Source organism: Paracidovorax cattleyae (assembly GCF_900104515.1).
GTDB classification, from domain to species: domain Bacteria; phylum Pseudomonadota; class Gammaproteobacteria; order Burkholderiales; family Burkholderiaceae_C; genus Paracidovorax; species Paracidovorax cattleyae.
Genome location: NZ_FNJL01000018.1, coordinates 33,282 through 47,034, shown reverse-complemented (window position 1 = coordinate 47,034; position 13,753 = coordinate 33,282). Strand labels below are relative to the sequence as shown.

General features: G+C 66.1%; 8 protein-coding genes and 2 pseudogenes. 4 read left to right on the top strand and 6 right to left on the bottom strand.

The window, feature by feature from the left end:
* The first annotated feature begins 68 nt into the window (after positions 1-68).
* Both BLR05_RS15470 and BLR05_RS15465 read left to right on the top strand, forming a co-directional pair.
* Positions 69-704, top strand: a complete 636-nt coding sequence (locus tag BLR05_RS15470) for a GntR family transcriptional regulator (protein ID WP_092835748.1) — start codon at positions 69-71, stop codon at positions 702-704.
* 257 nt (positions 705-961) lie between these two features.
* Positions 962-3,100, top strand: a complete 2,139-nt coding sequence (locus tag BLR05_RS15465) for a sensor domain-containing diguanylate cyclase (protein ID WP_092835746.1) — start codon at positions 962-964, stop codon at positions 3,098-3,100.
* Positions 3,101-3,178: 78 nt separating this feature from the next.
* Here BLR05_RS15465 and BLR05_RS15460 read toward each other — a convergent pair whose 3' ends face one another.
* The 6 genes from BLR05_RS15460 to BLR05_RS15435 all read right to left on the bottom strand — a co-directional run bounded on the left by BLR05_RS15460 (position 3,179) and on the right by BLR05_RS15435 (position 12,168).
* Positions 3,179-6,331: a CusA/CzcA family heavy metal efflux RND transporter gene (locus BLR05_RS15460; protein ID WP_092835744.1), complete on the bottom strand. Its 3,153-nt coding sequence runs from the start codon at positions 6,329-6,331 to the stop codon at positions 3,179-3,181.
* Between the two features lie 8 nt (positions 6,332-6,339).
* On the bottom strand, positions 6,340-7,593 hold the full coding sequence (locus BLR05_RS15455; RefSeq protein WP_092835742.1) for an efflux RND transporter periplasmic adaptor subunit: 1,254 nt from the start codon (positions 7,591-7,593) through the stop codon (positions 6,340-6,342).
* Between the two features lie 5 nt (positions 7,594-7,598).
* Complete coding sequence (locus tag BLR05_RS15450) at positions 7,599-8,819, bottom strand: TolC family protein (RefSeq protein WP_244160112.1); 1,221 nt, start codon at positions 8,817-8,819, stop codon at positions 7,599-7,601.
* Between the two features lie 140 nt (positions 8,820-8,959).
* Complete coding sequence (locus BLR05_RS15445) at positions 8,960-9,340, bottom strand: hypothetical protein (protein ID WP_092835738.1); 381 nt, start codon at positions 9,338-9,340, stop codon at positions 8,960-8,962.
* 290 nt (positions 9,341-9,630) lie between these two features.
* The gene (locus BLR05_RS25970; RefSeq protein ID WP_143015933.1) at positions 9,631-10,101 is read right to left on the bottom strand and encodes a hypothetical protein; all 471 of its coding nucleotides are present in this window, start codon (positions 10,099-10,101) and stop codon (positions 9,631-9,633) included.
* A 450-nt stretch (positions 10,102-10,551) separates the two neighbouring features.
* The gene (locus BLR05_RS15435) at positions 10,552-12,168 is read right to left on the bottom strand and encodes a methyl-accepting chemotaxis protein (protein WP_092835733.1); all 1,617 of its coding nucleotides are present in this window, start codon (positions 12,166-12,168) and stop codon (positions 10,552-10,554) included.
* A gap of 509 nt (positions 12,169-12,677) precedes the next feature.
* Here BLR05_RS15435 and BLR05_RS15430 point away from each other — a divergent pair.
* Together BLR05_RS15430 and BLR05_RS15425 are read left to right on the top strand one after the other, a co-directional pair.
* Positions 12,678-13,233 (top strand): annotated as a pseudogene (locus BLR05_RS15430) (transposase); the annotation flags it as partial.
* A 43-nt stretch (positions 13,234-13,276) separates the two neighbouring features.
* Positions 13,277-13,471: pseudogene (locus tag BLR05_RS15425) on the top strand (conjugal transfer protein TraG N-terminal domain-containing protein); the annotation flags it as partial.
* Positions 13,472-13,753: the final 282 nt, after the last annotated feature.

The window sequence follows — 13,753 nt, the reverse complement described above, 5'->3', positions numbered from 1 at the left end:
AGCGAGGGCTAGTCTAGCCGATTCCATAATTATTAATTCATCATTTTTTTGACGTACCATTCCGCGCCATGTCCACCGCCTTGCTCACCCCACGCGCACTCTACGAAGAGGTGGCGGAGCAGTTGCGCCAGCGCATTTTCCGCCGGGAGCTGCAGCCGGGCAGTTGGATCGACGAGCTCAAGATCGCCGAGGAATTCGGCATCAGCCGCACGCCCCTGCGGGAGGCCCTGAAGGTGCTGGCGGCCGAAGGGCTGGTGACGATGAAGGTGCGCCGGGGCGCGTACGTCACCGAAGTGTCGGACAAGGACCTGCGCGATGTCTATCACCTGCTCGCGCTGCTGGAAAGCGATGCCGCGCGCGTGGTCGCCGAGAGCGCCACCGATGCCCAGATGCGCGAGCTGGAGGTGCTGCATGCCGAACTGGCCGCCTCGGTGGACGACCGGGAGCGTTTTTTCGGCGTGAACGAACGCTTCCACATGCGACTGCTGGAGCTGGCGGACAACCGCTGGCGCAACCAGATGGTCGCCGACCTGCGCAAGGTCATGAAACTCAACCGCCACAACTCCCTGCTGCGCCAGGGCCGCATCGAGGAGTCGCTGCGCGAGCACGCGGACCTCCTCGGCGCCCTGCAGGCGCGGGATGGCAAACGCGCGGCGGCCGCCATGCTCGACCATTTCACCCAGGGCCTGCAGGCCGCGGCCTGAATCGCTCCCTCGCCCCTCCTCCCCGCCCCCTTCACGCTGCAGCCCTGGACCCGGAGGCTGACGCGCAGCCTGCCGCGCCGCATGCATGCCGCAGCACCGGGATATTGGGGCGGCGGCTTGTCGAGGGACGAAGCACGCCGCATCATTGGAGACACGAGAGAAAAGGCAACGCCGCCTGGGTGCGGACGGGGCACCGCCGGCGGCCGCTACGGAAGGGGGGCCGCCGACATCACAGACACCTGGGAGGAGCATTGCGCATGCTGGAGCTGGAGCGTTTCTTTCTTCTGGACGCGGCCGACGGGCTGCCCGCGGGCGCCCTGCTCACCGGCAGCCACGATCCCGCGCTCGTCGCCCTCTCGGTGGCCGTCGCGGTGCTGTCCTCCGCGCTTGCGCTCTACCTCTCCGGCCAGGCCCGCAGCGCCCAGATCTCGCTGTCGCGCGTGCTCGCCCTGGCCAGCGCCGGCGTGGCGCTCGGCGCGGGCATATGGTCCATGCATTTCATCGGCATGCTGTCGTTCACGCTGTGTGCCGAGGTGCACTACGACGTGGCACTCACGCTGCTGTCGATGTTCCCCGGAATGTGCGCCTCCTGGCTGGCGCTGTCGCTGCTGGCGCGCCCCGATGTGCGGCCCCGCCAGCTGGTGCTCGGCGGCGTGCTTGTGGGCGCGGGCATCGGCGCCATGCATTACATGGGCATGGCGGCCATGCGCATGGCCCCGCTGCTGCGGTACGACCCGCTGTGGTTCACCGCCTCGCTGGTGGTGGCCGTGGCGCTGGCCAACGCTGCACTGTGGGTGCGCTTCATTCTCAAGCGCCGCCTCGGCATGGCGCCGTGGAAGGCCAACCTGCTGGGCGGAGCCATCATGGGCTGTGCCATCTCCGGCATGCACTACACCGCCATGGCCGCGGCCCGCTTCGTGGGCGCGGCCGAGCCCGACGGCGGCGGGGGACGCGACTGGGTGCAGATGATGGCGCTCACCGTGACCCTGGTGACCGCCTGCGTGGGCCTGTTCGCCGGCGCAGTGAACGGCTTCATTCTCTACCGCGATCTCTACCGCAAGGTGCGGCGCAGCGAATCGCGCCTGCGCGTGCTGGTGGACACGGCCGTGGACGGCATCATCACCATCGACGGGCGCGGCATCATCCAGAGCTTCAACCAGTCGGCCGAGCGCATCTTCGGCTGGACGGCCGGCGACGTGCTGGGCCGCAACATCCGCATGCTGATGCCTTCCCCCGACAGCGAAGCCCACGACGGCTACCTCCAGCGCTATCTGGCCACCGGCGAGGCCCGCATCATCGGCACCGGCCGCGAGGTCGTCGGCCTGCACCGCGACGGCAGCGCCCTGCCGCTGCGCCTGTCCATCGGCCGCGCCAACGCACCGGACGGCCCGCTGTTCGTCGGCTTCCTGATCGACCTGCGCGGCGTGAAGGAAGCCGAAATGCGCCTGGGCATCGCGGCCAGCGTGTTCGAGCACAGCTACGAGGCCGTGCTGATCCTCGACTCGGACCACCACATCGTGGATGCCAATCCCGCCTTCGAGCGCATGACCGGCATCTGCCGGCAGGACCTGCTCGGCACCCCGGTGGAACAGCTTTACCCAGGCTCGGAAGACATGCCGGAGGACGGGGCCGCGGAAGACCGCGCACCCGACCGGCCGCGCTTCGCGGCGATCTGGCGCACCATCCAGTGGCAGGGGTACTGGCAGGGCGAGATCCTGGGCCGCGGCCTGGGCATCGCCATGCCGCAGCGCATTTCCATCGCCAGCGTGCTGGGCAAGGAAGGTTATCCGCACCACTACATCGTGGTCATCACCGACATCAGCCAGATCAAGGCGCACGAGCAGGAACTGCAGCACATCGCGCTCTACGACAGCCTCACGGGCCTGCCCAACCGGCGCCTGCTGGCGGACCGCCTCGTGCAGGGCATCGCGCAGGCACAGCGCAGGCGCCAGCTGCTGGCCGTCTGCTACCTCGACCTGGACGGGTTCAAGCGCGTGAACGACCAGCACGGCCATGCCGCCGGCGACCAGCTCCTCATCGAGGTCGGCCGGCGCATCCAGGCCCAGCTGCGCGCGGAAGACACCCTCGCCCGCCTGGGCGGCGACGAGATGGTCGTGCTCATCAACGGACTGCAGACCCCCGAGGACTGCACGCCCCTCATCGACCGCATCCTGCACGCCGTGCGCCAGCCCGTGCCGCTGCCCAAGGGCCAGGGTTTCGTCTCGGCCAGCATGGGCCTGAGCTTCTACCCCCTCGACGGCGATACGCCCGACCTGCTGCTGCGGCAGGCCGACCATGCGATGTACGAAGCCAAGCAGGACGGGAAGAACCACTGCCGGCGCTTCGGGAGCAATGCGGCCGGCACGCAGGGCGGCGGCACCTCCGGCGCGGATTGACGCGGACGGCGCCGTCGCCGCACAAGCCGCGGTCCGCAAGGGCCCTGGCTTGCGCCCCTGCGGGGCCGCGTTTCTCCGTCAGGCCACGCCCGCCCCACCGCTGCCGCGCATGCCATCCCTGCGGTGCGCCATGCTGTAGATTAGGGGGAGCACCAGCAGCGTCAGGACGGTGGAAGACAGGATGCCGCCGATCACGACCGTCGCCAGCGGGCGCTGCACCTCCGATCCGGTACCCGTGGCCAGGGCCATGGGAATGAAGCCGAGAGATGCCACCATGGCGGTCATGAGCACCGGGCGCAGGCGCTGCACCGCGCCGGTCCGCACCGCCTCGTGCAGCGGCATGCCTTCCCCGCGCAACTGCCGGATGAACGACAGCATCACCAGGCCGTTGAGCACCGCCACCCCGGAAAGCGCGATGAACCCGATGCCCGCGGAGATGGACAGCGGGATGTCGCGCAGCCAGAGCGCCAGCACCCCGCCCGTCAGTGCGAACGGTATCCCCGTGAACACCAGCAGGCCGTCCTTCGCGTTGCCGAACATGGCGAACAGCAGCACGAACACCAGGCCGAGCGACACCGGCACCACGATCTTCAGGCGGTTCGCGGCGGATTGCAGGTTCTCGAACTGGCCGCCCCATTCCACCCAATAGCCCGAGGGGAGCGGCACTTCGCGGATCGCCGCCTGCGCCTCCGACACGAAGGAACCGAGGTCCCGCGAGCGCACGTTGGTGCTGACGACGATCCGGCGCTTGCCATTCTCGCGGCTCACCTGGTTGGGCCCCGGCGCGATGTCCAGGGAGGCCACCTCGCCCAGCGGGATGAACGAAGTCGCGGCCGTGCCGTTCCTGGGCAGGGCGATGGGCAGCCGGCGGATCGCCTCCAGGTCGCTGCGGATGTCCTCCGGCAGGCGGACCAGGATGTCGAAGCGCCGGTCGCCTTCGAACATCGTGCCCGCGCGCCGGCCGCCCACGGCCGTCGCCAGGGTGCCCTGCACATCCGCGATGTTCAGGCCGTAGCGCGCGGCCCTGGCGCGGTCGATGCCCACGGTCAGGACGGGCAGGCCCGTGGTCTGCTCGACCTTCACCTCCGAGGCGCCGTCCAGCTTCTGCAGAACCGCCGCTATGCCGGCCGCCGTCCTGTTCAGCACGTCCATGTCGTCGCCGAAGATCTTGACCGCGACGTCGCTGCGGATGCCGGAGATGAGCTCGTTGAACCGCAGCTGGATCGGCTGCGAGAACTCGTAGCTGTTGCCGGCGATCTTCTCGACCTCCTCCTGGATGGCTTCCCGCAGTTCCGCCGGGGTCCTGCGCGGCTCGGGCCACTCGCTCTCCGGGTTCAGCATGATGTAGCCGTCGGAAATGTTCGGAGGCATCGGATCGGAGGCGATCTCCGCGGTTCCCGTCCGTGCGAAGACACGCCGGACCTCGGGAAATTTCGCCTTCACGGCGATCTCGATCTTCTGCTGCATCGCGACCGATTCGCTGAGGCTGGTGCCTGGAATGCGGATGGCCTGGATGGCGAGGTCTCCTTCGCTGAGGTTCGGGGCGAACTCGGTGCCCAGGCGGGTCGCCATGAGCCCGCACAGGACGATGGCGGCCATGGCGGCCGTGAGCACCACCAGCTTTGCGCCGAGCGCCCGTTCCAGCAGCGGTTCATAGCGTCCGCGCAGCCAGGCCATCATCCGGTTCTCCTTCTCCGCGACATGCCTGCCGATGAAGAGCGCGACCGCGGCCGGCACGAAGGTCACCGACAGGATCATGGCGCCGAACAGCGCGATCACGACGGTGAAGGCCATGGGATGGAACATCTTGCCCTCGACCCCCGCCAGGGCGAAGATCGGCAGATACACCACCATGATGATGAGCTGGCCGAAGATCAGCGGACGCCGGGCTTCCCGGGCCGCCTCGAACACTTCGGCGAACCGCTCCTTCAAGGTGAGCGCGCGCCCCGCGGCGTGCTGCACATGGGCCAGCCGCCGGATGCAGTTCTCGACGATCACCACTGCGCCGTCCACGATGATCCCGAAGTCCAGTGCCCCGAGACTCATGAGGTTGGCGCTGACCTTCTGCGAGACCATCCCCGTGAACGTGAAGAGCATCGCCAGCGGAATGACCATGGCGGTGATCAGCGCCGCACGGATGTTCCCGAGGAATGCGAAGAGCACCACGATCACCAGGACCGCGCCCTCGAGAAGGTTCTTCTTCACCGTGGCGATCGCCTTGTCCACCAGCACCGTGCGGTCATAGACCGTCACGGCCTTCACGCCCGCGGGCAGGGTCCGGTTGATTTCCTCCATCTTCCGGTCCACGGCCTGCGAGACCGTGCGGCTGTTCTCCCCGATGAGCATGAACACCGTGCCGAGGACCACCTCCCTGCCATTGTCCGTCGCGGCTCCGGTGCGCAGTTCCCTGCCGACGATCACCTCACCCACATCGCCGATGCGGATGGGGACGCCGGCCACGTTGCTGACGACGATGTTCCCGACATCCTCGATGGTCCGCACCTGCCCGGGCGCCCGGATCAGGTACTGCTCGCCGCGGCGCTCGATGTAGCCGGCCCCCACGTTCTCGTTGTTGCGCTCCAGGGCCGTGACGACATCGGCGAGCGTCAGGCCATGGGCATGGAGCTTCTCAGGACTCGGCGCGACCTGGTACTCCTTGGCGAATCCGCCGATGCTGTTGATCTCGGTCACGCCCTTCACATTGCGCAGCTGCGGCTTGATGATCCAGTCCTGGACCTCGCGCAGGTCGGTCGGCGTGTATTCCTTGCCGTCCGGGCGCCGCGCGCCCTCCTCGGCCTCCACGGTCCACAGGTAGATCTCGCCCAGGCCCGTCGAAATCGGCCCGATCACGGGACTCACGCCTTCGGGCATCTGCTCGCGCGCTGCCTGGATGCGTTCGTTGACCAGCTGGCGGGCGAAATAGATGTCCGTCCCGTCCTCGAAGATCACCGTGACCTGCGACAACCCGTAGCGTGAAAGGGACCGGGTCTGCTTCAGCCCCGGCAGTCCCGCCATCACCGTTTCGATCGGATAGGTGACCCGCTGCTCCGTCTCCAGCGGGGAGTAGCCTTGTGCCGCCGTGTTGATCTGCACCTGGACATTGGTGATGTCCGGTACCGCATCGATGGGCAGGCGCTGATAGTTGTAGATACCCAGGGCCGCCATGCCCGCGACGGCGAGCATCACGAGCCAGCGATGGGCGATGGAGAAATGGATGATTCGCTCGAACATGCTGGCTCTCAGTGTTCATGGCCCGAGGAGCCCTTGCCCTGCTGCGCCTTGACGACGAAGCTGCCCTTGCCGGCATAGGCGGTGCCGGCGGCCAGGCCATCGAGGATTTCGACGCGCCGGCCATCGGAGCGACCGGTCTTGACGGGTCTCGCCTCGAATCCGCCGTCCACCCTCGCATACACGGTCGGGCGGTTCTCCACCATCTGGATCGCGTCCGCGGTGACGGTGACGGGCGCAGCCGTCTTCCCGGTGACCAGTTCCACCGTGACGAACAACCCGGGGCGCCACGCCATCCCGGGATTCGGCAGCGCCACGCGCGCCGCGGCCGTACGCGTCTGCTCGCCGATGAGCGCGCCGACGTAAGACACCTTCCCCGTCGCCTCGCGCTGGAAGCCGGTTGCCTGGATGACCACGGAATCCCCCACCTTCACCAGCGGCAGGTTGGCCGCCGTCACGTTGATCCGGGCCCACACCGCGGAGAGGTCCGATACGGTGAACACATTCGCGTCTTCCTTCACCGACTCGCCCGGCGCGAGGTGCTTTTCGACCACCGTGCCGTCGAATGGCGCCCGCAGTTCGAAGCGCGCCAGGTCGCTGGAACCGGCCGCCGCGCCCAGGGCCCGCAACTTCTGGCCGGCGTTGGCGACGGCGATCTCCGCTTCGTGCAGAACCTGCTCTGCCTGCAGGACATCCTGCTGGGCCGAGATCTTGTCCTGGAAGAGCCTGCGCTCACGGTCCGCGGTGGTACGGGCCAGCGCCAGGCGCTTCTGTGCAGCCAGCAGTTCGCTGCGCTGCTCGGACAGCGCCACGCTCGAGATGACGGCCAGCACCTGGCCCTTGCGGACGTGCTGCCCCAGATCGGCACTGACACTTTCCACGACGCCGGCGACGCGGGGAACGACGTGCGCCGTGCGGTCCTCGTTGAAGCGGATTTCGCCAGGCAGCCGGGTGCGGGTTTCGATCTCGCCCGGCGCACTCGTCTCGACGACCACGCCGGAGGACCTGAACTGCTCGTCCGAGAAGGCGATGGGGCCTTTTTCATGGTCCTCCTCGTGGCCATGCTCCTCGGGTTTCCCGGTCTGGCCCTCGCCGTGCTCGTCGGCGGGCCGTGCGGCGGCCGCATGCCCGTCGGTGCCACCGGGTGGTTTGGCGGGCCGGAGGATGAAGAATCCGGCGATGGCCGCCAGAACGACAATCGCGGCGGCCAGGATCACGTGCCGGGCCTGGGTCTTGCCGGCGGAAGTTTCGATGGGGGATTGCATGGCGTTCAGGGCTTGGAGGGATGGAGGAGGCCGGACGACGCGTCCGTGACATGCAGCAGGCGCTCGAGTTCGGCCGCGGCGCGATAGGTATCGAGCAATGCACGAAGGAACTGGGCCTGGGTACCGACCAGGGTGCGCTGGGCATCCAGCGTTTCCAGGTAGCTGAACTTGCCCAGCTGGAAGCCTTGCGATGCAACGCGGTAGGCCTCGCGCGCGCCGGGAATCGCGTCCTGCTGCAAGGTCTGCGCTTCGGCACGGGCAGACCTCAGTTGCTCGCGGACCTGGGCGATCTCCGACGCCAGCCGAAGCTCGGCTGCGTTCTGTTCCTCGCGGGCCTTCTCCTCGCGCGCCAGTGCTTCGGCGAGGTTGCCCTGGTTCCGGTCGAACAGGGGCAGAGGCACGGTCAGGCCCACGACGGCAGCCGTCTCCCCGTTCTCCTGGCTGCGCTTGACGCCGACGGACACCGCGACATTCACGACCTGGCGCGAACGCTCGAGTGCCACGGCCGCCTCCGCCCGCTCCCGTTCCAGCAGGGCACGCTGGAGCACCGGCGATGCGGTCATCCGGGCGAACACCAACTCGTCGGACAGGCCTCCGGCAGGCAGGTCCAGCGGGCCGATCAGCGTGGGTTCGCGGTGGCCCGTGTCGCCCCAGAGAGCGAACAATTTCTGGCGGCCGGCCCGCAGCGCGCCTTCCGCCCGGGCCACCTCGGCCCGCGCCGCGGCGCGCGCGACCTGGGCGCGCGTCTCCTCCAGCGGGGCCACCTTGCCCGCCTGCACGCGCTTGCCGGTCGCTTCCGCATCGCCGGTGGCGAGCTGCAGCGAGGACTGAGCCAGCCGCAAGCGCTCCTGGCCGACCAGCGCCTCATGGAAAGCGACGACGACCTGGAAGCGCACGTCCGCGCGGGCCTGCTCGATGTCGGCAGCGGCTTGCGCACTGATCCGCTCCGCGACCGCCGTTCGGCTGGCCCGCTTGCCGCCGAGCTCCAGCGATTGCGTGATCTGGACGGTGGACGTTCGCCGCCCCTGTTTGAAATCCTCCTGCTGGACGGACAGCTCGGGGTTCGGGCGCAGCCCGGCCTGCAGGACGGCGCCGCGCGTCGCATCGAACTCGCGCTGCGCCACAGCGATGGCGGTGTTCCTGTCGAGCGCCAGCGCAATGGCTTCCGCCAGCGTCAGGAAACGGGCCGCGGGTCCAGTGGACGTGGCCCCGGGCGGGGTGGCCAAGGGCTGCGCGTGTGCGGGCGCAGGAAAGAGGGGCAAGCCGGCCAGCAGGACGGAGCAGGCCGTTGCGATGAATGGTCTGGTATGGGACACCTGGGTCTCCGAAGTGATGAAAACTTCGGTGGACCGCAGGGGGCAGTCAATCAGGCGATAGTTCCCCCGCCGTCCACCGTCGATGGAGCGTGGAAGGGCCACTTGGGGCGCTCGATATCATTGGCCGCGCCGGTGCCCTGGTGCCGGAGATGCCTGGGAACGACCCATGCATTCGCGGCCTGCTGCATGGGGAGCCACGGGTTCGGCAGGTCGCCGATCGACGAAGGTTGGGCGACGTTGTGGAATGGGCAGGGAACGCCGCGGTCTTCGGAGAAATGAAGGCTGCTCGCCTCGTCGGCGATTTTCTTCTGGGCCGAGGCGTACCCTGCCGCCACGGACCCGGCAGACGCCGCCGACTCATGGAACTGCGCTGCCGTCCATTGGAGCGGCAGCAGCAACAGCATGAAGACGATGACGATCCGGCGAACCATTGTCAGGAGGGGGACTGCTTCGTTGGCGGCGCGAGCCGGCCGATGGGACGTGGCACGGCACATGCACCGAGGAGCGCCGCGAGACGGGCGATCCGGGCAGGTGATTTTCGGAAGCGGATTCTAAGGCGCTTCGGCGGGCCCGGCCGCACCAGGCTGCCTGCCGACCTGTTCCTGCAGCCGCCGATCACGCGATGTACACAGCAGGAGCCGCGCCTTGGAAAGACCTGGCAACGTGTGCTGCATCAGGGCGCCTTGGCCTTGTCTTCGCGCTCCCTCTGCGGGCATCATCATCATCCTTTGCGGCATCCCCTGCGTATCTGGCGAGCGTCGCCAGGCATTGGGCATGTAGCCCGTTGCGGTACTGCGTGATGGCAAGGCCGTTGCGAATGGCCCCCCTCGTCTTCCCAGTCCAGGGTCACCGAAAATTTCTCCAGCACGGAAGACAGGGCGGCGAGCGCCGCCTTGGAATTCCGGCGGTCATAGAGACGCTGGAACGCAGCACGCGTGCGATCGACCTCGTTTCTGCCGCAACCTTCCTTCACCCGCATATAACGCCCTGCGAAACTCCCGTTGCAGCCACAAAAATCCCTCCACTCGGCACGCGTAGCGGCCTTCACATCGATCCCCTGCGCGCTGCGGCCAAAGCACACCATGCAGGAAGAGCGCCCGCCATCCAGCCTGGCAACGCCCTGCCCGCCGTCGATGGTTCCATCGAGCGAGCACAGGCTGTCACCCGTCGTGCTTTCCAGCGAAAACGTCATCTCGCCTTTCTCGCTCCCGATCAAAAGACGTCCCCGGCCCCGCTCCGTCATGTATCGCCCGGCTGCAACGCACCGCTTCCGGATGGCGACGGGCGCTCTGGAGGCTGCGGACTGCCGGCCGACTGCGCAGTGGCACCACCCGCATACGCCGAACAGGACATGGCAAACAGCAGAGTGATCGATGCAAACATCCGCGATACCGTCGGCCGGGAAACGCGATGGGGTGGCCGACAATCGCCTGTGTGCCGCTGGCGCAAGCGCAGGGCGCCAGCGAATACAACAAGGTGGCGATCAAGTCCACCGGCGAAGCCGCCACGACGGCGTTCGTATGCGGCAAGCTCAACCAGACCCAGATCGCCGTGAGATGTTCCTTCCCGGTGTGGTCCGAGAGATTGGACCGGGCCGAAGCGCGTTCGCCCACATTGCGGCAACGATACAAGGCGGGACGTGTCAGTTGCTCCAAGGTGCCAGCGCCCGGTCGCTGCTCAAAAAGACGGCCTCGCTCGTGGCCATCGACTGCCCCAGCCTGAAGATGCCCACCGCCTGCACCAGATCCTGCGCCCGTGCCTTGAGGCTGGTGGCTGCGGCCGCGATCTCCTCGACCAGCGCGGCGTTCTGCTGGGTGACCTGGTCCATCTGTATGACGGCTTCGCCCACCTGGTTGACGCCGGCGCTCTGCTCCCCGCTGGCTGCGCTGATTTCGCCCATGATCTCGGTCACCCGGCGAATGCTGCCGACCACCTCGCCCATGGTGCTGCCAGCCCGATCCGCAAGTTGTTCGCCCATTTCGACACGCGCGACGCTGGTGTTGATGAGGTCCTTGATTTCCTTCGCTGCCTCGGCACTTCGCACGGCCAGGCTGCGCACTTCCCCCGCCACCACCGCGAAACCGCGTCCCTGCTCACCCGCGCGCGCCGCCTCCACCGCCGCATTCAACGCGAGGATGTTGGTCTGGAAGGCGATGCCATCGATGACGTTGATGATGTCGGCAATCTTGCGTGAGCTTTCGCTGATGCCCTTCATCGTCTGCACCACCTGCGACACCACCTCGCCCCCCCGGGTTGCCACCACGCTGGCATCCTGTGCGAACTGATTGGCCTGGCGAGCATTGTCTGCATTCTGCTTCACGGTCGAGCCCAGTTGCTCCATCGATGCGGCGGTTTCCTCCAGCGCACTGGCCTGGCGTTCCGTCCTCACGGAAAGATCGGAATTTCCCTGGGCAATCTGGGTGCTGGCAGCAGCCACCGATTCGCTGCCCTCGCGCACCCGCTTGACAACCTGGGTGAGCGATTCATTCATGGATTTGAGCGCCAGCAGCAGGGTACCGACTTCATCGCGGGCAGCGACTTCGATACGCGTTGTCAGGTCGCCGTCCGCCACCGCCTGCGCGACACCGAGGGCCTGGGAAACCGGCTTGGTGATCGACCGGATGACCCACATTCCAAGAAGGGTCGCCATGACCACCGCCAATGCCGATCCGCCGAACTCGAGCATCAAGGTCGTACGCCTGGCACTGTCCAGCGCGGCGGAGCGCACCGCGAGCAGATCCCTCTCCATTTTGCTGAAATCGCCTTCCAGGGCGCGGAAGCCATCCATGGCAGCCTTGTCACGGCCTTTCCTGAAATCGGCGAGGAAATCATCCCAGGGAACGGCGCCACTATTGACTTCCCTGCGGATTCTTTGCATCGCCTCCGCGACACTGACGAACTCTGCTTTCCGGGCGCGCATATCCTCCAGGCGCTTTTGCTGAGCTGGATTATCGGAAGTCAGGGATTTTGCCTTGTTCCAGGCGGCATCGAAGTCCTTGATGCCCGCGCTCCAGGGCTCGAGGAACCGCTCTTCACCGGCGAGCAGGAATCCCCGGGCACCCGTCTCCATGTTCACCATGCTCTGCAGCATGTCCTGCCCGACACCCAGTACCACATAGGTGTGCTGATTCATTTCATCAGCCTTCTTGAGCTCGTTCTGGCTGCTGATCGCCACTCCGATGACGGTCAGAAAAATCCCTATCACGCCCGCGAATGCCATAGAAAGCCGGCGAGCGAGGGGCCAGTTTGAAAAAATCATGGCAAACCTCCCGTGTAGAATTTGGTTATTGGCACCGGTGGAGCAGTGCATTTTCCATTCTAGAAATTGACATAATTACGACAAGAGCTGACACTACGGATTGCGGCATCTAATTCGTTGTGGTATTTGAGCAGCAAAAACAACCGACTGGACAATAAAAATCACTTCTCGCAGCTTTCAACTCTTTTATCTCAATTCACTGGCAATTCCGATCCAAATGATCATTCAATTCAATATGAATTGACAAAAAAATCATCAATGCGCGGTTTTATTCATATATCTGAGAAATTTGAGGCTCACTGCCCAGCCTCGGCTCCACCGGGACTTTGAATTTGAAGTGCGACACCTGAGCTCCGAGTCAGTTGCTCACCATGGGCGGCGGCGCCCTGGCCAATCGCTCAAGTTGGCATACATCCGCTGCAGGAATGCCAGCAGCTGCATCTTCTCCTCATCGGAAAAACCGGAAAGCGAAGCATCGTTCCCCGCCTGGAGCACTTCCTTGCTCCTCGGCAGCACCTTCAGCGCTTCCGTTGTCAGTTTCGACCAGGAACGCGCAGGGCAAGCGCGACCCCGGGATGCACCAGACCAGGAAGGGCAGCCAGCGGCACTTCGGAATGAGGGCGCACATTGGCGTGGATGGATGCCGAGTCGGGCCTGGTGCATACGGTCATCGGCACGGCGGCCACCGTCAACGACGTCACCCAGGCCTCACGACTGCTGCATGGGCAGCAGCAGGATGCCTTTGGCGATGCGGGCTGCCAGGGAGTGGACAGGCGGCCCGAGGACCGAGGCCTTAAGGCGAGGTGGCCCATTGCCCTGCGCCCGGGCAAACGTGCCGTGCTGGACAGGAGCCGGCCACTGGCCCAGGTAATCGAGCGGGTCGAGCAGATCAAGTCCAGCATCCGTGCGAAGGTGGAGCGTCCGTTGCGGGTGATCAAGCAGCAGTTCGGCCACGCCAGGGTGCGCTACGGGGGGCTGGCCAAGAACACGGCGCGGCTGCAGGTGATGTTTGCGCTGGGCACTGCGTGGATGGCCCGCCGGCCGTTGCCGGCGCTGCAGGCATGAGTGTGCGTCCGGAATGCGCCGAAGGGCCGCTGCACGGGCCAAATCGAACGCGTTCACCACGCTCAACAACCAGAGTGCGCGCGTGCCGGTGTGATGGTTCTTCATGCACGCGATTTCCAAGGCCGTGACCGGCGCCGCCGTCGCCGCCATCCCCTGCGGGACGGATCTGCGGCAGATGCGGATGGAGATCGACAGCACGCGGATCAACGATTCCGTGCTGGCACAGGAGGTGGCCAACAAGAAAGGTTCGGATCACATCCCATATCGGCGGGTTGTATAGGTAATTCCATAAAAGTCAGGCTATTTTTTGGCCTCTCGCACTCAGTCTCGATGGTTTTCACGACGACTCCTCTGTGGATAAGGTCGACAACACCGCCGCGATCCGCTCTCGCGGCTGTCGTATTGCTTCAGCCTGAGTACTTTTCGACGAATCCGATGACCATATGGACTGTATGGGAATCACCGTTCTGCCGCAAAAAGCCGCTAGCCTGTCTCAAAAAAGGGCCGTGCATGTGCAACG